General features: G+C 65.7%; 25 protein-coding genes. 18 read left to right on the forward strand and 7 right to left on the reverse strand.

Features of this window, described 5'->3' with window-relative positions:
• Positions 1-84 precede the first annotated feature (84 nt).
• The 7 genes from E0E05_RS08625 (at position 85) to E0E05_RS08650 (ending at position 6,393) form a co-directional block, all read left to right on the forward strand.
• Positions 85-807 carry an SDR family NAD(P)-dependent oxidoreductase gene (locus E0E05_RS08625; protein WP_131616338.1) on the forward strand — a complete coding sequence of 241 codons (723 nt, stop codon included), beginning with the start codon at positions 85-87 and terminating at the stop codon, positions 805-807.
• A gap of 4 nt (positions 808-811) precedes the next feature.
• Positions 812-2,347, forward strand: a complete 1,536-nt coding sequence (locus E0E05_RS08630) for a cryptochrome/photolyase family protein (RefSeq protein WP_244598018.1) — start codon at positions 812-814, stop codon at positions 2,345-2,347.
• 291 nt (positions 2,348-2,638) lie between these two features.
• The gene (locus tag E0E05_RS17340) at positions 2,639-2,782 is read left to right on the forward strand and encodes a hypothetical protein (RefSeq protein ID WP_158629313.1); all 144 of its coding nucleotides are present in this window, start codon (positions 2,639-2,641) and stop codon (positions 2,780-2,782) included.
• Between the two features lie 172 nt (positions 2,783-2,954).
• Positions 2,955-4,355 carry an L-serine ammonia-lyase gene (locus E0E05_RS08635; protein WP_131617962.1) on the forward strand — a complete coding sequence of 467 codons (1,401 nt, stop codon included), beginning with the start codon at positions 2,955-2,957 and terminating at the stop codon, positions 4,353-4,355.
• 80 nt (positions 4,356-4,435) lie between these two features.
• Complete coding sequence (locus E0E05_RS08640; RefSeq protein WP_131617963.1) at positions 4,436-4,873, forward strand: DUF1489 family protein; 438 nt, start codon at positions 4,436-4,438, stop codon at positions 4,871-4,873.
• An 87-nt stretch (positions 4,874-4,960) separates the two neighbouring features.
• Positions 4,961-5,692 (forward strand): VWA domain-containing protein, encoded by a 732-nt coding sequence (locus E0E05_RS08645; RefSeq protein WP_131616340.1) that lies wholly within the window; start codon positions 4,961-4,963, stop codon positions 5,690-5,692.
• Positions 5,689-6,393, forward strand: coding sequence for a DnaJ domain-containing protein (locus E0E05_RS08650; RefSeq protein WP_131616341.1), 705 nt, complete (start codon positions 5,689-5,691; stop codon positions 6,391-6,393). Before E0E05_RS08645 ends, E0E05_RS08650 begins: the two co-directional genes overlap by 4 nt.
• 48 nt (positions 6,394-6,441) lie before the next feature.
• On the opposite strand, the gene E0E05_RS08655 is transcribed toward E0E05_RS08650, so the two are convergent.
• On the reverse strand, positions 6,442-7,749 hold the full coding sequence (locus E0E05_RS08655; RefSeq protein WP_210215777.1) for a D-alanyl-D-alanine carboxypeptidase: 1,308 nt from the start codon (positions 7,747-7,749) through the stop codon (positions 6,442-6,444).
• A 256-nt stretch (positions 7,750-8,005) separates the two neighbouring features.
• On the opposite strand from E0E05_RS08655, the gene E0E05_RS08660 reads away from it, so the two are divergent.
• The 3 genes from E0E05_RS08660 (at position 8,006) to clpA (ending at position 11,483) form a co-directional block, all read left to right on the forward strand.
• Positions 8,006-8,335: a phasin family protein gene (locus E0E05_RS08660; protein ID WP_039730707.1), complete on the forward strand. Its 330-nt coding sequence runs from the start codon at positions 8,006-8,008 to the stop codon at positions 8,333-8,335.
• 292 nt (positions 8,336-8,627) lie between these two features.
• Positions 8,628-8,972, forward strand: coding sequence for an ATP-dependent Clp protease adapter ClpS (gene clpS, locus E0E05_RS08665; protein WP_131616342.1), 345 nt, complete (start codon positions 8,628-8,630; stop codon positions 8,970-8,972).
• Positions 8,973-11,483, forward strand: coding sequence for an ATP-dependent Clp protease ATP-binding subunit ClpA (gene clpA / locus E0E05_RS08670; protein WP_131616343.1), 2,511 nt, complete (start codon positions 8,973-8,975; stop codon positions 11,481-11,483).
• Positions 11,484-11,585: 102 nt separating this feature from the next.
• On the opposite strand, the gene E0E05_RS08675 is transcribed toward clpA, so the two are convergent.
• From E0E05_RS08675 to E0E05_RS08700, 6 genes are read right to left on the reverse strand one after another with little or no spacing between them, the layout of a single operon-like run.
• Positions 11,586-11,846 carry a CopG family antitoxin gene (locus tag E0E05_RS08675; protein WP_131616344.1) on the reverse strand — a complete coding sequence of 87 codons (261 nt, stop codon included), beginning with the start codon at positions 11,844-11,846 and terminating at the stop codon, positions 11,586-11,588.
• Positions 11,803-12,114 carry a BrnT family toxin gene (locus E0E05_RS08680; protein ID WP_131616345.1) on the reverse strand — a complete coding sequence of 104 codons (312 nt, stop codon included), beginning with the start codon at positions 12,112-12,114 and terminating at the stop codon, positions 11,803-11,805. The genes E0E05_RS08675 and E0E05_RS08680 overlap by 44 nt, the downstream gene beginning before the upstream one ends.
• Before the next feature lie 55 nt (positions 12,115-12,169).
• Complete coding sequence (locus E0E05_RS08685; RefSeq protein ID WP_131616346.1) at positions 12,170-12,598, reverse strand: HIT family protein; 429 nt, start codon at positions 12,596-12,598, stop codon at positions 12,170-12,172.
• Positions 12,599-12,650: 52 nt separating this feature from the next.
• A complete protein-coding gene (locus E0E05_RS08690) occupies positions 12,651-13,850 on the reverse strand; it encodes a GNAT family N-acetyltransferase (protein WP_131616347.1) in 1,200 nt (399 codons plus the stop codon).
• Between the two features lie 51 nt (positions 13,851-13,901).
• On the reverse strand, positions 13,902-14,618 hold the full coding sequence (locus E0E05_RS08695) for a glycerophosphodiester phosphodiesterase family protein (RefSeq protein ID WP_131616348.1): 717 nt from the start codon (positions 14,616-14,618) through the stop codon (positions 13,902-13,904).
• The gene (locus E0E05_RS08700; protein ID WP_131616349.1) at positions 14,618-15,079 is read right to left on the reverse strand and encodes a RidA family protein; all 462 of its coding nucleotides are present in this window, start codon (positions 15,077-15,079) and stop codon (positions 14,618-14,620) included. Before E0E05_RS08700 ends, E0E05_RS08695 begins: the two co-directional genes overlap by 1 nt.
• Positions 15,080-15,180: 101 nt before the next feature.
• Between E0E05_RS08700 and E0E05_RS08705 the strand changes: the two genes are divergently transcribed.
• From E0E05_RS08705 to rseP, 8 genes are all read left to right on the forward strand, one after another.
• Positions 15,181-16,005 (forward strand): cell envelope integrity EipB family protein, encoded by an 825-nt coding sequence (locus E0E05_RS08705; protein ID WP_131616350.1) that lies wholly within the window; start codon positions 15,181-15,183, stop codon positions 16,003-16,005.
• A gap of 162 nt (positions 16,006-16,167) precedes the next feature.
• Positions 16,168-17,001 (forward strand): 30S ribosomal protein S2, encoded by an 834-nt coding sequence (gene rpsB, locus E0E05_RS08710; protein ID WP_131616351.1) that lies wholly within the window; start codon positions 16,168-16,170, stop codon positions 16,999-17,001.
• A 132-nt stretch (positions 17,002-17,133) separates the two neighbouring features.
• Positions 17,134-18,057: a translation elongation factor Ts gene (tsf, locus tag E0E05_RS08715; RefSeq protein ID WP_131616352.1), complete on the forward strand. Its 924-nt coding sequence runs from the start codon at positions 17,134-17,136 to the stop codon at positions 18,055-18,057.
• Positions 18,058-18,176: 119 nt separating this feature from the next.
• A complete protein-coding gene (gene pyrH / locus E0E05_RS08720; protein WP_131616353.1) occupies positions 18,177-18,899 on the forward strand; it encodes a UMP kinase in 723 nt (240 codons plus the stop codon).
• 28 nt (positions 18,900-18,927) lie between these two features.
• Positions 18,928-19,485, forward strand: coding sequence for a ribosome recycling factor (gene frr, locus E0E05_RS08725; RefSeq protein WP_131616354.1), 558 nt, complete (start codon positions 18,928-18,930; stop codon positions 19,483-19,485).
• 84 nt (positions 19,486-19,569) lie between these two features.
• Positions 19,570-20,292 (forward strand): isoprenyl transferase, encoded by a 723-nt coding sequence (locus E0E05_RS08730; protein ID WP_131617965.1) that lies wholly within the window; start codon positions 19,570-19,572, stop codon positions 20,290-20,292.
• Positions 20,289-21,098, forward strand: coding sequence for a phosphatidate cytidylyltransferase (locus E0E05_RS08735; protein ID WP_131616355.1), 810 nt, complete (start codon positions 20,289-20,291; stop codon positions 21,096-21,098). The genes E0E05_RS08730 and E0E05_RS08735 overlap by 4 nt, the downstream gene beginning before the upstream one ends.
• 17 nt (positions 21,099-21,115) lie before the next feature.
• Positions 21,116-22,264, forward strand: a complete 1,149-nt coding sequence (rseP, locus tag E0E05_RS08740; protein ID WP_131616356.1) for an RIP metalloprotease RseP — start codon at positions 21,116-21,118, stop codon at positions 22,262-22,264.
• Positions 22,265-22,413 lie beyond the last annotated feature (149 nt).

Below are 22,413 nucleotides of genomic sequence, written 5' to 3' on the forward strand. Positions count from 1 at the left end.
CTATCGTCGCCACGCGGCTTGACGTTCACCGATCGCGCGCAATGTCGAGCACTCCATCGCAGCGCAAAGGAGGCGGAACAGCCAGTGGCGAAATATCTGATCTATGGTGGCAATGGCGGAATCGGCAATGCGGTGGCGAGAAGTCTCACGCAGGACGGCCATGCGCTGCATCTGGTCGGCCGCAACGCGGACGAACTGGCGCGGGCCGCCGGCGAACTGGGCGCAAGCCACACCGTCGCGGACATCACCGACGCGGACCAGATCGCGCACGCGGCGGCCGAAGCGGGCGACGATCTGGCCGGTCTCGTCTACGCGGTCGGCACGATCAACCTCAAGCCGATCGGCAAGCTGACCCATGATGATTTCCTGACCGATTTCCGCGTCAACGCCGCCGGCGCGGCGCTCGCCATCAAGGCCTCGCTCGATGCGCTCAAGGCCGGGCAGGGCGGCTCGGTGCTGCTCTTTTCGACGGTCGCCGTTCAGCAGGGCTTCGCCGCCCACGCCTCCGTCGCCATGGCCAAGGGCGCGGTCGAGGGGCTCGTCCGGGCGCTCGGGGCCGAACTGGCGCCGAAGGTCCGCGTCAACGCCATCGCGCCGAGCCTCACCGAGACGCCGCTCGCCGGTCCGATGCTCGCCTCCGACCAGATGAAGAAGGCGATATCGGGCATGCACGCGATCCCGCGCATCGGTGCGCCCGACGATATGGCCGCGCTGGCGCGGGTGCTCCTGACCGACTCCGGCAGCTGGATCACCGGCCAGGTCATCGGCGTCGATGGCGGCCGGTCCACCCTGCGCACCAAGGGCTGAACCCGTGGCGAAGACGCTGCGCCTGGTGCTGGGCGACCAGCTTTCGCGCAATCTCTCCAGCCTGAAGGACGCCGAACCCGGCCGGGACGTGATCGTCATGGCCGAACTCTCGGACGAGGCGACCTATGTGCGCCACCATGTCAAGAAGATCGCCTTCGTCCTTTCGGCCATGCGCCATTTCGCTGCCGACCTCGCCGGCGACGGTTTCGAGGTCGACTATCGTCGCCTCGACGAGGATGACGTTTCCATCACTTCGTTCACCGACGCGCTCGAAGCGGCCGTCGCACGGCATACCCCCGAGCGCATCATCGTCACGGAAGCGGCCGAATGGCGCGTGCTGTCGATGCAGGAGGCATGGAAGGATCGGTTCGACATACCCGTGGAGATCAGGCCCGACGACCGCTTCATTGCGACCCACGCCGAGTTCGCCCGCTGGGCCGAGGACCGCAAGAGCCTGCGCATGGAGTTCTTCTATCGCCGGATGCGTACCCGGACCGGCTACCTGATGGACGATGGCGAACCGGCTGGCGGTCAATGGAACTACGACGCCGAAAACCGCGCGCCCCCCAAGGAAGGACTGTCGTTCCCCGATCGGCCCGACTGGTCCGTGGACGAGACCACGCGCGCCGTGCTCGATCTCGTTGCGAGCCGGTTCGACGACCATTTCGGCGATCTCGAACCGTTCGCCTATCCGGTCACCCGCCGGCAGGCCACGCACTATCTGAACTGGTTCGTCGACCATGCGCTCGCCGACTTCGGCACGTTCCAGGATGCGATGGTGCAGGGCGAGGCGCTGATGTTCCATTCGCACCTGTCGGCGCTGATCAATATCGGCCTGCTCGATCCGCGCGAGTGCTGCGACAGGGCCGAGGCCGCCTGGCGCGAGGGGCGCGTGCCGCTCAACGCGGCCGAAGGCTTCATCCGCCAGATCATCGGCTGGCGCGAGTTCATCCGCGGCGTCTACTGGCTGCACATGCCCGCCTATGCCGACGAGAACGCGCTCGACGCCCGTCGCGACCTGCCGGACTGGTTCTGGACCGGCGAAACCCACATGAACTGCCTGCGCCAGGCGATCACGGAAACCCGGCAGAACGCCTACGCTCATCACATCCAGCGGCTGATGGTGATCGGCAACTTCGCGCTTCTGGCCGGGCTCGACCCGAAGCAGGTCCAGGAATGGTTCCTGATCGTCTACCACGACGCCTATGAGTGGGTGGAAATGCCGAACGTGGTCGGCATGGCGCTCTATGCCGATGGGGGGCTGTTCGCCTCGAAGCCCTATGCGTCCTCTGGCGCCTACATCAACCGCATGTCCGACTATTGCGGCAACTGCCGTTACGCGGTGACCAAAAAGAACGGTCCGAAGGCGTGTCCCTTCAACTATCTGTACTGGAACTTTCTGATCGACAATCGCGAACGGCTGTCGGGCAACCAGCGCATGGGCATGATGTTCGGCACGCTCGATCGCATGGGCGACGAAAAACGGCGCGCCGTGCGCGAAGATTCGGAGCGTTTTCTTGCCGCGATCGGGGATGCGTGAGGGTCGCTTTGGCGCCGCATGCTGCGCTGCCGTTGCTGCACCGCGAACCGGTCTTGTGCGCCGCGCTGATCACGGCCTGTTTTTCGCCCGAAATATTGCCGATTGATGAACGTTTACGGTTCGTCTCAAGCGTTTGATCAAAAAGGAGAAAGTTCCTTCCGTCCACCGGCCCTCCGGAACTACTGCCGCAATTTGGCCCTTTTTCCCCCTTGCGGGGTCGAAACGATCTGCCTATAGGCCGCGCCACCATAGCCGATGGACCCCGCCCCGAGGCGGACAACAGGAGCAATCATGGATCGACAGACTGCGAAGCCGGGCTGGAACCTGACACTTTGGGCTCTGGCCGGATTTCTCATCGTCGCGCTCGCCGTGTACGTGGCGGGTGGCAAGACCAGCCAGGACATGGCCGTCACCGAGGTCAGCGCGGTTTCCTGAACCGCCTCATGCCAAAGACGGGATTCTCGAAGGGCCGCCACGGGGCGGCCCTTTTGCATCGGTGCCGATGAAGGGTACGGTGTCGCCGGCGCGCCATCGCATGTCGGTGCGGACCGCGCCCGGCCGGCCTTGGCCGCCGACAATGATGCATCTTCACCAGGGCGGCACGCGCATGTTCCTCTCGGTCTTCGACCTCTACAAGATCGGCATCGGTCCTTCCTCATCGCACACGATGGGGCCGATGAGCGCCGCCGCGCGGTTTCTCGACGAATTGAAGTCCGGTGCCTGGCCGCGTCCCGCCGGCGCCCGTGTCGAACGGCTTGGCGGGTCGCTACACGGCTCGCTCGCCTTCACCGGCGTCGGCCATGCCACCGACCGGGCGGTGATCCTGGGCCTTGCCGGCGAGCGACCCGACGCGGTCGATCCGGACGCGATGGAAGCGATCGTCGAAAGCGTCCGCAAGAGCGGGCGAGTCACGCCGCCGGGCCATCCGGCCTATGGCTTCGATCCCGACGAGGACCTTCGCTTCGACCGCGAGAACCCGATGCCCGGTCACGCCAACGGCCTCGCCTTCTACGCCTATGACGGCGACGGAAGGCTGCTGTTGCGGCGCGGCTACTATTCGGTCGGCGGCGGCTTCATCGTCGGCGAGGAAGAGATCGACCAGACCACGGTCTACGGCGAAAAGGCCGAGGACGACCACGTGCCTTACCCGTTCGCAAGTGCCGCCGAAATGGTCGCGATGGCGGAACAGTCCGGCCGGTCGATCGCCGAGATGAAGCGGGCCAACGAGATCGCCCGAGACCCCCAGGGCCATCTCGATGCGAAGCTCGACGCGGTCTGGGATGCGATGGACGGCTGCATCGCGCGCGGCATGTCGGCGCATGGCGAACTGCCGGGCGGATTGAAAGTGCGCCGTCGCGCGGCCCGCCTCGCCGATCATCTGCGCGAAAAGGCGAAATCGAACCGGTTCGATCCGCTCGTCGGCAATGACTGGCTGACCGTCTACGCGATGGCGGTCAACGAGGAGAATGCGGCCGGCGGCCGTGTCGTCACCGCGCCGACCAACGGCGCGGCCGGCACCGTGCCGGCGGTGATCAAGTACATGATGCAGTTCCACGAGGGCGCCTCGCGCGAGGATGTGCGCACGTTCCTCCTGACCTCGGCGGCTGTTGGCGGCATCATCAAGCACAATGCGTCGATCTCCGGCGCCGAGGTCGGCTGTCAGGGCGAGGTCGGCAGCGCGGCGGCGATGGCGGCGGCCGGCCTTGCGGCGGTGATGGGCGGCACGCCGCAGCAGATCGAGAACGCGGCCGAGATCGCCCTTGAACACCATCTTGGCATGACCTGCGATCCCGTCGGCGGGCTCGTGCAGGTCCCGTGCATCGAGCGCAACGGCATCGCCGCGGTCAAGGCGGTGACGGCCGCGTCGCTGGCGCTGAAGGGCGACGGCACGCACATCGTGCCGCTCGACGCGTGCATCGAGACCATGCGCCAGACCGGCGCGGACATGGACAGCCGCTACAAGGAGACCTCGCTGGGCGGGCTGGCCGTCAACCTGCCCGAGTGCTGAAACGGCCTGCGACCGGTGCAAGCTGTGGATCGATCGGCCCGGGACGTTGATCGCCGCGCACGATGATCCATCTTCAAAACATGGCTTTGCATCTTCTCAAATTGTGCGTCGGTGCCGAAAGCGTCGACGATCATCGCGCCTGGATCGCGGCGCGCATGGCCGAAAAGCGCCGTCTCGGACTGGCCGAGGAATCGATCCACACCACCCGCATGATTCCGAAGCGCGCCGACGAGATCATCGGTCAGGGCTCGCTCTACTGGGTGACCAAGGGCCGCGTGCAGAGCCGCCAGCGGGTGATCGACATCCGGCCGTTCGTCGATGATGAGGGCATTTCGCGCTGCGATCTGGTGCTCGATCCCGAACTTATCCTCACCGTGCCGCAGCCGCGTCGCCCGTTCCAGGGCTGGCGCTATCTCAAGCCCGAGGACGCGCCGGCCGATCTCGGCGACGGCGCGGCGGGACTTGCCGAGATGCCGCCTTCGATGCGTGCCGAACTGGCCGATCTGGGTCTTCTGTAGCCGGACTGTCTCGCCGCATCGATGCGCGGGCGCCCTGCGGCGTCATTGCCATCTTGCAATGGCTGGCCGAAACGCCATTTTGCTTCCATGAGCAAGACACCGGTCAGAACCGATGCGCAACGGTCGCCGGACAAGCGTGCCTCCTCGTCCGGCGACATCGCCGCGTTCTTGGACGCGGCCAGAACCATCAAGCCCGGCGCCGGCGGAGGCGGGCGCATCGTGCTGGCGCTCGATGCAACGATGAGCCGGCAGCCGACCTGGGACATGGCGTCCCAGATCCAGGCCGAGATGTTTCAGAACGTCGCCCGGGAAACCGCGTTGACCATGCAGCTTGTCTATTTCCGCGGCTTCGGCGAGTGCCGGTCCTCGCGCTGGGCTCGCAACGGCCCGGAGCTGGCAGCCATGATGACCCGGATCGATTGTCGCGCCGGCCGCACACAGATCGAAAAGGTGCTCAAGCACGCGCTCAAGGAGCACAACAAGTCGCCCATCTCCGCGCTGGTCTATATCGGCGACGCGATGGAGGAGGATCCCGATGCGCTGGGTCATGCTGCCGGACAGCTCGGCGTGCGCGGGGTGCCGGCTTTTGTCTTCCAGGAAGGGCATGAGCCGGGCGCCGAGCGGATGTTCCGCGAGATCGCGCGGCTGACGCGCGGCGGCTGGTTCCGCTTCGATCCGTCGGCGCCGCAGGTGCTGGCTGATCTGCTCAAGTCGATCGCGGTCTATGCCACAGGCGGCCTGAAAGCGCTCGAGGCGCGCGGCACCGGTTCGGACCGCAAGCTTCTCACCCAGCTCAAGGGAGGCGGTTCGGGCCGATGACCGCGCTGATCGCACTGGTCGGAACGCTCGGTTTCGCCGCGCTCGCGGTCTGGTATTTCGTGGTCACGCCCCCGGCGCAGGTGGCGACCGCGCTGCGCTATGTCGGCCCGGGCGCGCTCGGTCTTCTCGGTGCGGCGCTGACCTTCACCGGCCGGATCGGGATCGGGGCGCCGCTTCTGTTCTTCGCCTATGCGCTGTTCACGCGAGCCCGGCGCGGCGCGTCGGTGCGGTCGACCCCTGGCCAGCATTCGACCGTGCGCAGCGCGATGCTCGAGATGATGCTGGATCACGACACCGGCGAGATGGACGGCATGGTGCTCGGCGGCACGTTCGAGGGGCGCCGTCTTGGCGAGATGAGCGATGCCGAACTGATGGATCTGGCGCGCGAGGTCGACGATGACGCCGAGAGCGCCCAGCTACTTGAGGCGTATCTTGACCGCCGCATGCCCGGCTGGCGCGACGACGCGGAGCCGGACGACGGTGCGCGGCAGCGACGCACGCCCGAGTCTGGCGCCATGACAGAGCAGGAGGCCTACCAGATCCTTGGTCTTGAGCCGGGCGCGTCCGTTGCGGACATTCGCAAGGCCCATCGTGGCCTGATGCAGCGCGTCCACCCCGATCTCGGCGGCAGTTCCTTTCTTGCGCAACGGATTAACGAAGCGAAGGACTTTCTGTTGCGGCTTCATGACGAGCGGTCCTGATACGCGAAAACTTGAAACGGGACGCTTGGGCCGGGCAGGGCGCCCGGCCTAGTTCTGGTAGGCCAGGCACGAATAGTTGTAGCTCTCCAGCGCCGAGCAGGCGCCCCAGGCCTGCGACTTGGAGGCAAAGCCGGCAAAGCGGGCGCGGTGATACGTGACCCCGCCTTTGACGAATTGCTCGACATAGGGCTCGCGGTTGCCGAGCACGCCGGCCGCACGGTTCTGGGCGTTGCGCAGGAAGGCGACGGCCTGGCCCTCGGTTTCAAGGGCGGCGATCTGGATAACCCAGCCGGAGCGGTCCGGCGCCGAGGCGGTGGTGATCGGATCGACCGGCGCGGCGGGTTTCGGCTCGGGCGCATAGGCGACGACCGGCGCGCCGCCGCTGGAGCCGACCGGACGCGTCACCGACGGAACCGGCAGGCGATCGAGCGGGATCGAGGCGATCGAGGCCCCCTTGATCGCAAAGCTCGCCCGGCCGTTGCGCGCCACCAGTGGTCCCCGGTCGCGGCGCGAGGCCTTGTGCAGATATTCACCGATCAGCTTTTCCATCTGCGCGTTGCGCGAGGCGCCGGTGCGTCCGCCCATGACGACCGCGACGATCGAGCGGCCGCCCGTGTTCACCGAGGTGACGAGGTTGAAGCCGGAAGCGCGGATGTAGCCGGTCTTGATCCCGTCGACGCCCTTGATGCGGCCGAGCAGGCGATTGTGGTTGCGGTGCGTCACGCCGGCATACGTGAACGAGCGCGTCGTGAACAGTTCGAACTGACGCGGGAAGTGCTCCTGCAGCGCGATGCCGAGCCTGGCCATGTCGCGCGCGGTGGTCACCTGTCCCGAATTGGGAAGGCCGGACGCGTTGCGGAACGTTGTCGAGCTCATCCCGAGCTGGCGCGCCCTTCGCGTCATCATCTGCGCGAAATTGCTTTCGGTGCCGCCCAGATGTTCGGCCACGGCCGCGGCGACGTCATTGGCCGACTTGGTAATCAGTGCCTTGATCGCCGCTTCGGCGGTGATCGTGCCGCCGACCCGGATACCGAGCTTGGAGGGCACCATCGAGGCCGCGTGGCTGGAGACGCGGATCGGCGTGTTGGGCCGCAATTTGCCCTGCTCCATCGCCTCGAACATCATGTAGACCGTCATCATCTTGGTCAGCGAGGCCGGATACCGGGTGTTGTCGGCCCGGTATTCGTAGAGCGTCTTGCCGGTGTTCGCATCGATCACGATGCCGGCATATTTTGGGTTCGCCTGGGCCTGCTGGACGGGCGCGACCAGCACCAGGGCGAAAAGGGCGAGGAGGGCGGAAAAGGCGAGCCGGGCTGCGGGCGCGGCGCGGCGGGCGCTTGGGACGGACTGAAACACGGGGCGGGCACTCTCGTTACACGGGACGCACACGGGGCGGCGTCTGGCCGCCCATTGCCCGCAGGCTAGGGTGCCGGCGTTACCAATCGGTTTATGGTAACCGAAGCCTTGCCCGGTCGAGGCCAGTTTTCATCGAATTGTTTTTGTGCGTTGCAAAATCCGCCCTTGCAATTTTGTGCAGTGCACACTATACAGGGTGTCGAGGACGTCGCCTCCCGATGATCCGATACCAAATGCCAAACCGACAGGTGACATTATGATGAAAGCATTCGAAGACATGAGCAAATCCAACAAGGAAATGATGGACAGCGCTCTGAAGAGCTATGCGGCCATGACCAAGGGCATGCAGACCATCGCGACCGAAGCCACCGACTATTCCAAGCAGTCCTACGAAGCCGGCGCCGCCGCTTTCGAAAAGCTGGCCGCTTCGAAGTCGCTGGAAAAGGCGATGGAAGTGCAGACCGAGTATGCCAAGGGCGCCTACGAGTCGATGGTTGCACAGGCCACCAAGATGGGCGAACTGTACACCGACCTCGCCAAGGAAGTGTACAAGCCCTTCGAAACGATGGTTCCCGCTTCCAAGTAAGCGCGCCTTCGCGTCCGGCGGCTTCGGCCGCCTCTTCGATACCCGCGTGCCGTCCGGCGCGCGGGTATTTTGCGTTCGAGGGCATCGTCACGCGCACGCGACGCCCCGCTTCGAAAAGGCCGTCTTGCGCGTTTGACCGAGGGTCTTAAAATGGTCCGAACATGACCTAGATTAGGCGAGGGATCGAACCTGAGAATCGGAGCCGCCGATCACCCCCCGCAGACAATCCAAGCCGGAGATCATGCACAGCTTGCCGGAAACGAAGCAAACCGATGGCCGCGCCGCAGCCGCGATGAGTTGGCCGCTGCGGGCGGCGGGCGACGACGAGAAGGGTGGGGCCGGCCGCGGGACCTCGGTCATCACCCGAACCGAACCCAAGACCAAGAAGCCCAGCCTCTACAGGGTCCTGCTCCTCAACGACGACTACACGCCGATGGAATTCGTCGTGCACGTGCTCGAGCGGTTCTTCCAGAAGGACCGCGATCAGGCCACGCGGATCATGCTGCACGTGCATAATCACGGGGTCGGCGAGTGCGGCGTCTTTACCTATGAGGTCGCCGAGACCAAGGTGACCCAGGTGATGGATTTCGCCCGCCAGAACCAGCATCCCCTGCAATGCGTGATGGAGAAGAAATAGATGCCCGCCTTCACCCAGACCCTCGAACGCGCATTGCACCAGGCACTGACCTACGCCAATGAACGCGACCACGAATACGCCACGCTCGAGCATTTGCTGCTCGCGCTGATCGACGACAAGGACGCGCGCGCCGTGCTCGATGCGTGCAACGTCGATCTCGATGCGCTGCGCCGGACGCTGGCGCACTATGTCGACAATGACCTCGCCAACCTAGTGACGGGCTATGACGAGGACGCCAAGCCGACCGCCGGCTTCCAGCGCGTCATCCAGCGCGCCGTCATCCACGTGCAGTCCTCGGGCCGCGAGGAAGTGACCGGCGCCAACGTGCTCGTCGCCATCTTCGCCGAGCGCGAGAGCCACGCCGCCTACTTCCTGCAAGAGCAGAACATGACCCGCTACGATGCGGTCAACTACATCGCGCACGGCATCGCCAAGCGCCCGGGTGCTTCGGTCACCCGCACGCCGTCCGGCGCCGAGGAAGAGGGCGAGGCCGGTCCGGCCGGCGAGGCCGAAGAGGGCGCAAAGAAGCAGGAGAGCGCGCTCGGCGCCTACTGCATCGATCTGAACGCCAAGGCCAAGAGCGGCAAGATCGACCCGCTGATCGGCCGCACCGACGAGATCAACCGGACGATCCAGGTGCTGTGCCGGCGCTCCAAGAACAACCCGCTCTATGTGGGCGATCCCGGCGTCGGCAAGACGGCCATCGCCGAGGGGCTGGCCAAGCGCATCGTCGATGGCGACGTGCCCGAGGTGCTGGCCGACTCGACCATCTTCTCGCTCGACATGGGCGCGCTGATCGCGGGCACCCGCTACCGCGGCGATTTCGAGGAACGGCTCAAGCAGGTCGTCAAGGAACTCGAGGAGTTCGACGGCGCGGTTCTGTTCATCGACGAGATCCACACCGTGATCGGCGCCGGTGCGACCTCTGGCGGGGCGATGGATGCCTCGAACCTGCTCAAGCCGGCGCTGTCGAACGGCACCATCCGCTGTATCGGTTCGACCACCTACAAGGAGTTCCGCCAGTTCTTCGAAAAGGACCGTGCGCTCGTCCGCCGGTTCCAGAAGATCGACGTGGCCGAGCCGACGCTCGATGATGCGGTTGCGATCATGAAGGGCCTGAAGCCCTATTTCGAGGACTTCCACAAGGTCAAGTTCACCGAGGACGCGATCAAGTCGGCGGTCGAGCTCTCGGCCCGCTACATCAACGACCGCAAGCTGCCCGACAAGGCGATCGACGTGGTCGACGAGACCGGCGCGCGGCAGATGCTCGTGCCCGAAAACAAGCGCAAGAAAACCATCAACGTGCGCGACATCGAAGAGACGATCGCGACCATGGCGCGCATTCCGCCCAAGTCGGTCTCCAAGGACGACGAGAAGGTGCTCGCCAACCTCGAGAAGGAACTCAAGCGCGTCGTCTACGGCCAGGATCTGGCGATCGAGGCGCTCGCCTCATCGATCAAGCTGGCCCGCGCGGGCCTTCGCGAACCCGAAAAGCCGATCGGCTCCTACCTGTTCTCGGGACCGACCGGCGTCGGCAAGACCGAGGTCGCGCGCCAGCTCGCAACGTCGATGGGCGTCGAACTGCTGCGCTTCGACATGAGCGAGTACATGGAGCGCCACACGGTCTCGCGGCTGATCGGCGCGCCTCCGGGCTATGTCGGCTTCGATCAGGGCGGTCTTCTGACCGACGGTGTCGACCAGCATCCGCACTGCGTGCTGCTGCTCGACGAGATCGAAAAGGCACATCCGGACCTGTTCAACATCCTGTTGCAGGTGATGGATCACGGCAAGCTGACCGACCACAACGGCAAGCAGATCGACTTCCGCAACGTCATCCTGATCATGACGACCAATGCGGGCGCCGCCGACATGGCCAAGCCGGCGATCGGCTTCGGCTCATCGCGGCGCGAGGGCGACGACATGGAGGCGATCAACCGCCTGTTCACGCCCGAGTTCCGCAACCGGCTCGATTCGATCATTCCGTTCGGCCCGCTGCCGGTGCCGGTGATCCACAAGGTCGTCCAGAAGTTCGTCATGCAGCTCGAGGCGCAGCTTTCCGAGCGTGGCGTGACCTTCGATCTGGACAAGGCGGCCGTCGCCTGGCTGGCCGACAAGGGCTATGACGAGCGCATGGGCGCGCGTCCGCTGGGCCGCGTCATCCAGGAACAGATCAAGAAGCCGCTGGCCGACGAGGTGCTGTTCGGCAAGCTCAAGAAGGGCGGCACGGTCAAGGTCACCGTCGACAAGGACGAGCTGGGCGAGGACAAGCTGCATCTGGAGGCGATCGCCGACGAGGTGCCCGTCAAGCCCAAGCGCGAGACGCCCGCAAAGCGCAAGACGCGCGGCAAGGCCAAGGCCACCGCCAAATCCGGCTCGAAGACGGCCGGCAAGGGCGATGGCGAGACCAAGTCGGGCGATGACGGTGCGGCCAAGCCCGAAGCGGGTCCGGAGGGCGGCGAGGACAGCCGCGCCAAGGCCCGTTCCGCCGTACCGCGCGTGCCGCGCAAGTAGGCCGCGACAGAACCTGCAGACGACAAAGGCCCGCCATGACCGGCGGGCCTTTTCTTGTCTCCTCAAGGGAAGGCGGTGATAAGTCGTGGCGCGGCTGTCGCTTCAGAGCGTCCGCATGCCCCGTTCCATGAGTTCGCGCATGAACCGCTGGTATTTGACCCCGCGCTTGGCCGCTTCGGCCTTGATCCGCTCAAGCTGGCTCTCCGGCAGCCGCATGGTGACACGGGCCGACTTGTCTTCGAACTCGTAATGAACCGGTTCGGCCGCGCTCCAGTCATACTCCGTCAGATCGGCCTGTTCGACGAACCTCTCCGCCTCCTCATCGGTCGGAAGGGTCGGCCATGGCTTTTTCGATTTGCTCATAATGCCTGATCTCCTTGCTGTGCATGAACCGCGCGCTTATCGGGCGCAGAAAGGTCTTCCCGGCACGGTCACGGTGGGTGAACACGACGAAGACGACGCGGCCCGACGGCAGTCTGCATGCAGTTCTGAACCGGCGCTCGGACGGATCGGGGTCGGCAATGCGAAAAGTCATGTGCCGCAACGCGTGCTCGATCTCGTCCTGGCCGACGCCGTGCTTGCCGCATTTCGGCCAGTTGGCCTCGTCCCAATCGATCCCGGCGATCTTCACGTCGGAATTATGCACAATTGTACGCACACATTCAACTGTGCGAGGCCTGGGCCTGTCAGAGGTCGGCCAGGGCCTGCTTCAACTTCCGGGCGTTGGCCGCCAGCACGTCATTGTCTTCCATCTGGCCCGAATGCGGCCTCAGCGCCTGGCCGTCATGGCGGGGGATGACATGGAAGTGCAGATGGAAGACGGACTGACCGCCAGCCGCCTCGTTGAACTGCATGACCGTGATCCCGTCGGCCGCAAAGGCGGTCTTCGAGGCGCGCGCGATGCGCTGGACGACCGCGATCAAAGCGCCGACGGTCATCGGCTCGGCGTCGAGCAGGTTGCGGGCCGGCGCCTTGGGCAGCACCAGCGCATGGCCGGGCGCCTGCGGCATCGCATCCATGATCACCAGCGTGTCGTCGTCCTCGTAGACCTTGTGGCTCGGCAGGTCGCCGCGCAGGATCTTGGCGAAGATGTTGTCCGGATCATAGTCGGCCATGGCGTTCTCCCGGGTGTCGGTCGCCGTCTGCTAGCGGCGCGGCGCGGGCGCTTCAACCGCTTTTCTTGAACGGGGCCGCGTCCGACAGAATTTCGCCGAACCGGGCGACGTCGGCGCGCTCATGATGCAGATAGTCCGCGATCGCGCGCCGGAACCCTTCGTGCGGAATGAAATGGGCCGAGTGCGTCGTCACCGGCAGATAGCCGCGTGCCAGCTTGTGCTCGCCCTGTGCGCCGGCCTCCACGATCCTGAGCTTGCGGTCGATCGCGAAATCGATGGCCTGGTGATAGCAAACCTCGAAATGCAGGAACTTGTGGTGCTCGACGCACCCCCAGTGCCGGCCGAAGATGGTGTCGCCGCCGATGAAGTTGATCGCGCCGGCGATGTAGCGTCCGCCGCGCACCGCCATCACGAGCAGAATGTCCTCGGCCATCCGCTCGGTGACGAGCGAGAAGAACCGCCGGTTCAGATAGGGCCGGCCCCATTTGCGGCTGCCCGTGTCGGTATAAAAGCCGTAGAAGGCGTCGAGCGCATCCTCGGTGATGTCCGAGCTGGTCAGCCACATGATCTCGATGTCGTTTTCGACCGCCGTGGCGCGCTCCTTCTTCAGGTTCTTGCGCTTGCGCGACGACAGCGTCTCCAGGAACTCGCCATAGGAGCCATAGCCTTCATTGGTGAAGTGGAACTGCTGGTCGGTGCGATGCAGGAAACCGGCGCCGACGAGCGCGTCCATGTCCTGTTGCTGAGCAAAGGTGACATGAGCCGATGACAGCCCCAGACGCTCGGTCAGTTGCGCGATCGCGCCGGCGAGTGCCGCGCGCGCCGCCTCGGCATTGACGTTCGGGCCGACGAGCAGACGCGGGCCGGTGGCGGGCGTGAACGGCACCGAGCACTGCAGTTTGGGATAATAGCGCCCGCCGGCGCGCTCCCAGGCGTCCGCCCAGGCATGGTCGAACACATACTCGCCCTGGCTGTGGCCCTTCAGGAAGGCGGGCACAGCGGCGAGCGCGTTGCCTTCGGCGTCTTCCAGAACGAGGTGCTGGCCGTGCCAGCCGGTCTGCGCCACCGCGCACCCCGCCTCCTCGAGCGCGCTGAGAAAGGCGTGGCTGATGAAGGGGTTGTAATCGGTGCCGCTCGCGCGGCTCGCCCCGGTGAACCCGGCCCACACCTCGGCCGGCACGTCGGCCACGCGCTCGTGCACGCGCACCGAGTAGGTGGCTGGTGAAGCTTCGGATGCGGTCGATGCGGCCATGCTAACCATCTATTGCAGCGCAACGGCGCCGCAAGTCGCCGGGCACGCTTTTCATGGCGCGTCCGGATCGAACCCCTCGAACGTCATCTGGTCGGCATGGGCGCGGGTCAGCGCCACCTCCTCGGGCGTGCGCACCGTCCATGTGATCACCGGCATGGCACGCGCCCGGACCTGTTCGACGAAGCGGTTCGGCAACGCCGCGACATGATAGGACACGAACGCGATGCCGAGATCGAACGCGCTTTCGTGGGAGGCGAGGGCGGCCTCGCCGGTCCCCATGGCGGTCAGGCCGACCGGCACGGGCGAGCCCGTCGCGGCGAACGCCGCGATCAGATCGTGTTTGAACGACATGACCGCGCAAGGCCCGCCATAGTCGGCCAGATCGTCGGCGACGGCGCGCGCCAGTTCGCCATTGCGCGCGCCATTGTCCTTCATCTCGATGACCACCGGAACGCGGCCGCCGATCCGCGCGAGCGTTTCGGCCAGCGTCGGGATCGTGTCCGCCGTGCCGCCCACGGGCAGGGCGCCGAGCGCCGCCGCCGTCCACGCCACCACCGGCCCTTCCCGGTCCGTCAGCCGGTCGAGCGTGTCGTCGTGGAAGACCATCGCGACGCCGTCGGCCGAGAGCTGGACGTCGAGCTCGATCGAGAAATCGCGCGCGATCGCCGCATCGAACGCCGAGGCGGTGTTCTCCCAGCGTGCGTTGTTGCCGTCATGCCGGCCGCGATGGGCGATCGGCCGCACGGTCAGGAAACCGGTATCGGCCATCAGCTCTCGATGATCGCCTCGATCTCGACCGGCGCGTTCAGCGGCAGGCAGGCCATGCCGATCGCCGAGCGGGCGTGGCGGCCATCATCGCCGAGCACTTCGACCAGAAAATCGGACGCTCCGTTTGCCACCAGATGCTGGCTGGTGAAATCGGGCGCCGAGGCGACGAACACGGAGATCTTCACGATGCGCCGAATCGCATCCAGATCGCCGAGCGCCGCACGGGCCTGCGACAGGATGTTGACCGCGCACCAGCGGGCCGCTTCCTGGCCCTGTTCGAGCGAGACGTCGGCGCCCACGATGCCGGTCGCCGTCAGCGCGCCGTCGCGGAAGGGCAACTGCCCGGAGGTGAACAGCAGATTGCCGCTGCGCGTGTACGGCAGATAGTTGGCCGCCGGCGCCGTGGCTTCCGGAATGGTGATGCCCATGGCCGCAAGGCTTTCTTCGATCGTCTGGCTCATATCTGTTTCTTCCTGTCCCCAATGACGCGGCGCTTGGCCCTCTTGCCTCGCTTCCGCCAATAGGTTTCCTATAGTGGCGGCAAAAAGGAAAGTGAGTCCCGATGACTGATTATCGAGAGGCCGGCACGCTGGCCGTTGCCGTCTGCGCGCTGGCCGCATCGATGTCGCCTGCGCTGGCGGCGGGCGTGCAACTGGTGCCGCACCGCGCCGTCTACGCCGTCGCGCTCGACGAGGCCAGCGACCGGAGCGGCATCAACGACATGCGCGGCCGCATCGTCTACGAGTTTCGCGGCTCCGCCTGCGCCGGCTACACGACGAACTTCCGTTTCGTCACGCAGATCGCCTCGCGCGCCGGCGCGCGCGTCACCGACCAGCAGACCACCACGTTCGAGGAAGGCGACGGCTCGCTGTTCCGGTTCGTCACGCGCACCTTCGTCGACCAGGAACCCGACCGCACCATAGAGGGCACGGCGGAACGGACCGATGATGCCACGCTGGTCACGCTCACCGAACCCGAGGACGCCGCGTTCGAACTCGACCCGGCCGCATTTCCGACCGCGCACATGATCGACCTCATCGAAAGGGCCGACGCCGGCGAGCGCTTCTACGAGAAGAAGATCTATGACGGCTCGGACGACGCCGACAAGGTGATGACCACGACGGTGATCATCGGGCCGGAAAAGACCGAGGAAGCGGAGGACCGGGACGCGCTCGATCCGATCGCGGACAGCCCGTTCCGCAACGTCTCGGTCGCCTATTTCGACGAGCTGGCCCAGGGCGAAGGCGAGGGGCTTCCCGACTACCGCATCGCCTTCAAGATGCACGACAACGGCATCACCCGCTCGCTGGAGATGGACTATGGCGACTTCAGCCTGACCGGGACGATGGAGGAACTGGAACTGTTCGAACTTGAAGAGTGCGACTGAACCCTCCATCTGTTCGGCAGTTGCAATGACGGGCGCTTTGCGATAAGCGCCCGTCCATTCCACACACGGCGCACGGCTTGCTTCGGGAGACATCCGGACGGGCCACCGGTGGCGGGAAACCGCTGACGCGCCGTGGAGGCCAAACCGGAAAGGAAAAACCGCATGGCAATGCCAGACTATTCCATGCGCCAGCTTCTCGAGGCTGGCGTTCATTTCGGCCACCAGACGCACCGCTGGAACCCGAAAATGGCGCCGTACATCTTCGGCGACCGCAACAGCATCCACATCATCGATCTGTCGCAGACCGTGCCGCTGCTCGAGCAGGCGCTCAAGAAGGTGTCGGACACCGTCGCCGGCGGCGGTCGCGTGCTGTTCGTCGGCACCAAGCGCCAGGCATCCGAGATCATCGCCGACGCGGCCAAGCGCTCGGCCCAGTATTTCGTCAATGCCCGCTGGCTCGGCGGCATGCTGACCAACTGGAAGACGATCTCGCACTCCATTTCGCGGCTGCGCAGCCTTGAGGAACTGCTCGAAGGGGATGCGCAGGGCTTCACCAAGAAGGAGCGTCTGAACCTCGAGCGCGAACGCGAAAAACTCGACCGCGCGCTCGGCGGCATCAAGGACATGGGCGGCCTGCCCGACCTGATGTTCGTCATCGACACCAACAAGGAAGCGATCGCCATCCAGGAAGCCCACCGGCTGGGCATTCCGGTCGTCGCGGTCATCGATTCCAACTGCGATCCGGACGTCGTCGACTTCCCGATCCCGGGCAATGACGATGCCGCGCGCGCGATCTCGCTCTATTGCGACCTGATCGCACGCGCCGCCATCGACGGCATCGAGCGCCAGCAGGGCGCCTCGGGCGTCGACGTGGGCGCGCAGGCCGAGGCACCCGCCGAGACGGCGATCCTCGAAAGCGCCGAGCCCGCCGCCGCCGAGGCGCCGGCCGAAACGAAGGCCGAAGCTCCCGCCGAGGATCAGCCCGCCCAGGCGTGAACGCGTGCCGGACCATCGGTCCGGCCGTTCATGACCCCGTCACACGAACCGGGCAAGAGCCCGGTTCAAAAGCATAATTCGAGTTCAGGCCGACCGCGCCACGGCGTGGTTGGCGCGATGAGAGGCACGACAATGAGCATATCCGCCGCATTGGTGAAACAGCTGCGCGAACTGACCGGCGCAGGCATGATGGACTGCAAGAAGGCGCTCGAGGAAACCGGCGGCGACCTCGACGCGGCCGTCGACTGGCTGCGCACGAAGGGCATCGCCAAGGCCGAGAAGAAGTCCGGCCGGACCGCCGCCGAAGGGCTGATCGGTGTTGCCTCGGCCGGCGCGAGCGCCGTCGTGGTCGAAGTCAATTCCGAGACCGACTTCGTCGCCCGCAACGACGCCTTCCAGGCGCTGGTCGCCGACATCGCCAGGGTCGCGCTCGACACCGACGGTTCGGTCGAAGCGGTCGCAGCTGCCCCCTATCCGGGCGCCGACAAGACCGTCGAACAGGCGATCAAGGATGCCGTCGCCACGATCGGCGAGAACATGAGCCTGCGCCGTTCGGCCAAAGTCTCCGTCGGCTCGGGCACGGTCGCCACCTACATGCACAACGCGGTCAAGACCGATCTGGGCAAGCTCGGCGTGCTCGTGGCCGTCGAGACCGAGGGCGATGCCGATGCGGCCGGCGCGATCGGCCGGCAGATCGCCATGCATGTCGCCGCGACCAACCCGATGGCGATCGATGTCGACGATCTCGACCCGGCCGCCATCGAGCGCGAGCGCGCGATCTTCTCCGAGCAGGCCAAGGCCTCCGGCAAGCCCGAGAACATCATCGAGAAGATGGTCGAGGGCCGGCTGCGCAAGTTCTACGAGGAGGTCTGCCTTCTCAAGCAGTCCTTCGTGATCAACCCGGACCTGACCGTCGAGCAGGCGCTCAAGGAAGCCGAAAAGGACATCGGCGCGCCGGCCAAGGTCACCGCGTTCGAACGCTTCGCGCTGGGCGAGGGCGTCGAGAAGGAAGAAAGCGACTTCGCCGCCGAGGTTGCCGCAGCCGCCAAGGGCTGAGGCTCCCGCCTCATGACGGCCGGGTCGCGGCCGCAACGACTGCGGGCATCGCGTGACAAGGCGGTGCCCGTGTTGTATCGGGACGCAACGATTCCGCCCGCCCTTCCAGCGAACCCTTCATGACCGATCCGATTGCCTACAAACGCGTGCTGCTCAAAGTGTCCGGCGAGGCGCTTATGGGCAATCAGGGTTTCGGCATCGACGTTGAGGTCGCCGACCGCATCGCAGCGGACGTCAAGCAGGCGGTCGATCTTGGCGTGCAGGTCGCCATCGTCATCGGTGGCGGCAACATCTTCCGCGGCGTGGCGGTGGCCTCGCGCGGCGGCGACCGGGTGACCGGCGACCATATGGGCATGCTGGCGACGGTGATAAATTCGCTCGCGCTGCGCACTTCGCTCGTCAAGTATGGTCTCGATGCCGTGGTGCTGTCGGCGATCGCCATGCCGCAGCTTTGCGAGAGCTTCTCGCAGCGCAAGGCGATGTGGAACATCGAGCAGGGCCGCGTGGTCATCTTCGCCGGCGGCACGGGCAATCCCTATTTCACGACCGATTCGGCCGCCGCGCTCAGGGCGGCCGAGATCGGCGCGGACGCGCTGCTCAAGGGCACGCAGGTCGACGGCATCTATTCGGCCGATCCCAAGACCGACCCCTCGGCCGAACGCTACGACCGGCTGACCCACGCCCAGGTCATTCAAAAGGGCCTGAATGTCATGGACATCGCGGCGGTGGCCTTGACCCGCGAGAACCGCATTCCCATCGTCGTCTTTTCGATCCACGAGCATGGGGGCCTCGCCCTCATCCTTAAGGGGCAGGGCCGCTCGACCGTCGTCCATGAATCCTAACGACCGACGTTCCGGAGGAACTGGTGCCATGAGTGAATTCGACATTGCCGATCTGACCCGGCGCATGGAAGGCGCCATCAATGCCTTCAAGAGCGATCTGAGCGGCCTTCGCACCGGCCGCGCCTCGGCATCCCTGCTCGATCCGATCATGGTGCCGGCCTATGGCAGCGAGATGCCGCTCAACCAGGTGGCCAACGTCACCGTGCCCGAACCGCGCATGCTGGCGGTCAACGTCTGGGACAAGTCGATGGTCAGCGCCGTCGAGAAGGCGATCCGCGAATCGACGCTCGGTCTCAATCCGATGACCGACGGCACCACCGTTCGCGTGCCGCTGCCCGAACTGAACGAGGAACGTCGCCGCGATCTGGTCAAAGTCGCGCACCAATACGCGGAAAATGCGCGGATTGCTGTGCGCCATGTGCGCCGTGACGGCATGGAGACCTTGAAAAAGCTCGAAAAAGACGGCGAGATCGGTCAGGACGAGAGCCGCTCGCAATCCGAGGCGGTGCAGAAGAAGACCGATCATTACATCGGCCGCATCGACGAACTGCTGGCCGAGAAAGAGACCGAAGTCCTTCAGGTTTGACGCGCACCCGTTTCCCATATCCAGTCCCGGCGCCCGGCGTCCCCACGGAGAGGTCCATTGCTGTCCAAAGCGCCCGTTGACGAGATCGCCGGTCCCGAACACGTGGCCATCATCATGGACGGCAACGGTCGCTGGGCCAATGCGCGCTCGATGCCGCGCGCCTTCGGCCACAAGGCCGGGGTGGAAGCGGTCCGGCGCACGGTCAGGGCAGCCCCGCGGTTCGGCATCCGGCACCTGACGCTCTACGCCTTCTCCTCGGAGAACTGGTCGAGGCCGCCCGACGAGGTGCGCGATCTGCTCGGCCTCTTGCGGCTCTACATCCATCGCGACCTGAGCGAACTGGCGGCGAACGGCGTGTGCGTGCGCGTCATCGGCGGCCGCGAAGGGCTTCAGCCCGATCTGCTCGACCTGATCGAGCGTGCCGAGCAGCGCACGCGCGGCAATGTTCGGCTCAACCTCAACATCGCCTTCAACTACGGCTCGCGCGACGAGATCCTCAGGGCTGCCCAGAAGCTGGTCGATCAGGCCCGTCAGAGCCCCGATTGCGACCGCCGCCTGACCAGCGCCGACATCACCGCGGCACTCGATACCGCCGGTCTGCCCGATCCCGACCTGATCATCCGCACCAGCGGCGAGATGCGTCTGTCCAATTTCCTGCTCTGGCAGGCCGCCTATTCCGAGTTCGTGTTTCTCGACTGCATGTGGCCGGACTTCGACGAGGCCGAACTGGTCCGGGCGCTTGAGGAATATGGCCGGCGCGAGCGCCGCTACGGCGCGGTGGCGACGGCGCGGGACGCCGCCCTATGAGCAATCTGGCCACCCGGGTCTGGTCCGGCGTGGTGCTCGGCACGATCTTCCTCCTGGCGACGCTGGCGGGCGGCACGCCCTTTGTCATCCTGGTCACGCTGATGGCCGCCGTCTTCTGGGCCGAATGGATCGGCATGAAGATGCCTGGCGCGGACGACCGGTTGCAGGGCACCGGCATTCTGGCGCTGATCGCATGCGCGCTGATCGTGCTGTTCGCGCCGGCGTCGGTCCAGGGCCTGCTGCTGGTTCTCGTGCTCGCGCTTTTCGCGATCGCCGCCATCGGCCTCAAGGACCGCCGCGCGATCGGCGGGTTCCTCTATGCCGCGCTGCTGCTGACGAGCCTTGGCCTCTTGCGCGGGCACTGGGGCTTTCAGCCGGGCCTGGTGGCGATCATCTTCCTGGTGGCCGTGGTCTGGGCAACCGACATCGGCGGCTACTTCGTCGGGCGCGCCGTCGGCGGGCCGAAGCTGGCGCCGCGCGTGTCGCCCAACAAGACCATCGCCGGCGCGCTCGGCGGACTTGCCGGCGCGATCGTTGCAGCCCTGATCGTCCATGCCGCGTTCGGCGTCTCGGGATGGGGCGCGGCGGCCGCACTGGCCGTTTTCCTGTCGGTCCTGTCGCAGGCCGGTGACCTGTTCGAATCATGGATCAAGCGGCGCGCCGGCGTGAAGGATTCAGGCCGCGTGATTCCGGGCCATGGCGGTGTCATGGATCGCGTCGACGGTCTTGTTTTCGCCGCGATTGGCCTATGGTTTGCATGTGTGCTCAGCGCCGGCATGACCGAGCCGGCCCGGGCCTTCTTCTGACCGCTTCCGGACGTTCCATGCTCGATTTCTTCGCCAATCTGGCTTCCACCGACGGCTTCATCATCGGCATCCTGCTGCCGTTCCTGTTCGTGTTGACGATCGTCATCTTTTTCCACGAGTTGGGGCACTATCTGGTCGGCCGCTGGTGCGGCATCGGCGCCAAGGTCTTCTCGGTCGGCTTCGGCCCGGAACTGGTCGGCTTCACCGATCGCCGGGGCACGCGCTGGCGGTTGTCGGCGGTTCCGCTCGGCGGCTACGTCAAGTTCATCGGTGACATGAACGCCGCATCGGCCGGCGCGACCGACGAAGACGATCTGACCGAAGAGGAGCGGCGTCAGGCCTTCCACACCAAGAGCGTGTGGCGCCGCGCCGCCACCGTCTTTGCCGGCCCGGCCGCCAACTTCATCCTGGCGGTGGTCATCTTCGCCTTCGTGCTGGCGCTGTTCGGCCGCACGGTCGCCGATCCCGTCGTCGCCGAACTGCGCGACGGTGGCGCCGCGCAGGAAGCCGGTCTTGAGGTGGGCGACCGGTTCGTCAGCCTCGATGGCCGACCCGTTTCGAGCTTTTCAGACGTTCAGCGCTACGTCGCCCCGCGCGCCGGCCAGCCGATCGACATGGTCGTCGAACGCGACGGCGCCGAGATTGCGCTGACAATCACGCCCGAGCGCCTGGAAATCGAGGACCGGTTCGGCAACCAGATCGAGCAGGGCATCATCGGCGTCGTCAACAATCCCGAACTCGGGCGCTACCGCGTGGAGACATACGGCCCGGTCGAGGCCGTCGGCCTCGGCTTTCAGGAAACCTGGTACGTCATCGCCCGCACCGGCGGCTATCTCGCGGGCGTCGTCACGGGCCGCGAGAACGCCGACCAGATCGGCGGACCGATTCGGGTCGCGCAGGTCTCCGGTCAGGTCGCCACGCTCGGTTTCGTCGCACTGCTCAACCTGACCGCGATCCTGTCTGTCTCCATCGGTCTTCTGAACCTGCTTCCGGTGCCGATTCTCGATGGCGGCCACTTGCTCTTCTACGCCTACGAGGCCGTGCGCGGCCGGCCGCTCTCCGAAGCCGCGCAGGAATATGGCTACAGGATCGGATTCGCGCTGGTTCTGGGCCTGATGGTGTTCGCGACGTGGAACGACATCACGATTCTTTTCGGCAGCGGATAGAACGTGACGCCACGCCGGCCGGCTGCGAAATCGGTCGGATTTGAGATATTTCGTTTACCATAGCGGGGCGCGATGCGTTGCGAAAACGCCACTAAGCGGCACAAGCTAAACGCTTTTTAACCCGACTGCTTGCGTGTGCGGAAAAACCC

The organism is Roseitalea porphyridii (genome assembly GCF_004331955.1).
Classification (GTDB): Bacteria; Pseudomonadota; Alphaproteobacteria; order Rhizobiales; family Rhizobiaceae; genus Roseitalea; species Roseitalea porphyridii.

Bases quoted from the DNA above. Each gene is read 5' to 3' on its own strand.
- E0E05_RS08685 (WP_131616346.1), bottom strand. From the start codon at position 12,598: ATGGCCGACTATGATCCGGACAACATCTTCGCCAAGATCCTGCGCGGC.
- tsf (WP_131616352.1), top strand. From the start codon at position 17,134: ATGAGCATATCCGCCGCATTGGTGAAACAGCTGCGCGAACTGACCGGC.
- E0E05_RS08700 (WP_131616349.1), bottom strand. From the start codon at position 15,079: ATGAGCCAGACGATCGAAGAAAGCCTTGCGGCCATGGGCATCACCATT.
- E0E05_RS08640 (WP_131617963.1), top strand. From the start codon at position 4,436: ATGGCTTTGCATCTTCTCAAATTGTGCGTCGGTGCCGAAAGCGTCGAC.
- E0E05_RS08660 (WP_039730707.1), top strand. From the start codon at position 8,006: ATGATGAAAGCATTCGAAGACATGAGCAAATCCAACAAGGAAATGATG.
- E0E05_RS08650 (WP_131616341.1), top strand. From the start codon at position 5,689: ATGACCGCGCTGATCGCACTGGTCGGAACGCTCGGTTTCGCCGCGCTC.
- E0E05_RS08735 (WP_131616355.1), top strand. From the start codon at position 20,289: ATGAGCAATCTGGCCACCCGGGTCTGGTCCGGCGTGGTGCTCGGCACG.
- rpsB (WP_131616351.1), top strand. From the start codon at position 16,168: ATGGCAATGCCAGACTATTCCATGCGCCAGCTTCTCGAGGCTGGCGTT.
- E0E05_RS08645 (WP_131616340.1), top strand. From the start codon at position 4,961: ATGAGCAAGACACCGGTCAGAACCGATGCGCAACGGTCGCCGGACAAG.
- E0E05_RS08675 (WP_131616344.1), bottom strand. From the start codon at position 11,846: ATGAGCAAATCGAAAAAGCCATGGCCGACCCTTCCGACCGATGAGGAG.
- E0E05_RS08695 (WP_131616348.1), bottom strand. From the start codon at position 14,618: ATGGCCGATACCGGTTTCCTGACCGTGCGGCCGATCGCCCATCGCGGC.
- clpA (WP_131616343.1), top strand. From the start codon at position 8,973: ATGCCCGCCTTCACCCAGACCCTCGAACGCGCATTGCACCAGGCACTG.
- rseP (WP_131616356.1), top strand. From the start codon at position 21,116: ATGCTCGATTTCTTCGCCAATCTGGCTTCCACCGACGGCTTCATCATC.
- E0E05_RS17340 (WP_158629313.1), top strand. From the start codon at position 2,639: ATGGATCGACAGACTGCGAAGCCGGGCTGGAACCTGACACTTTGGGCT.
- E0E05_RS08705 (WP_131616350.1), top strand. From the start codon at position 15,181: ATGACTGATTATCGAGAGGCCGGCACGCTGGCCGTTGCCGTCTGCGCG.
- clpS (WP_131616342.1), top strand. From the start codon at position 8,628: ATGAGTTGGCCGCTGCGGGCGGCGGGCGACGACGAGAAGGGTGGGGCC.
- E0E05_RS08690 (WP_131616347.1), bottom strand. From the start codon at position 13,850: ATGGCCGCATCGACCGCATCCGAAGCTTCACCAGCCACCTACTCGGTG.
- frr (WP_131616354.1), top strand. From the start codon at position 18,928: ATGAGTGAATTCGACATTGCCGATCTGACCCGGCGCATGGAAGGCGCC.
- E0E05_RS08635 (WP_131617962.1), top strand. From the start codon at position 2,955: ATGTTCCTCTCGGTCTTCGACCTCTACAAGATCGGCATCGGTCCTTCC.
- pyrH (WP_131616353.1), top strand. From the start codon at position 18,177: ATGACCGATCCGATTGCCTACAAACGCGTGCTGCTCAAAGTGTCCGGC.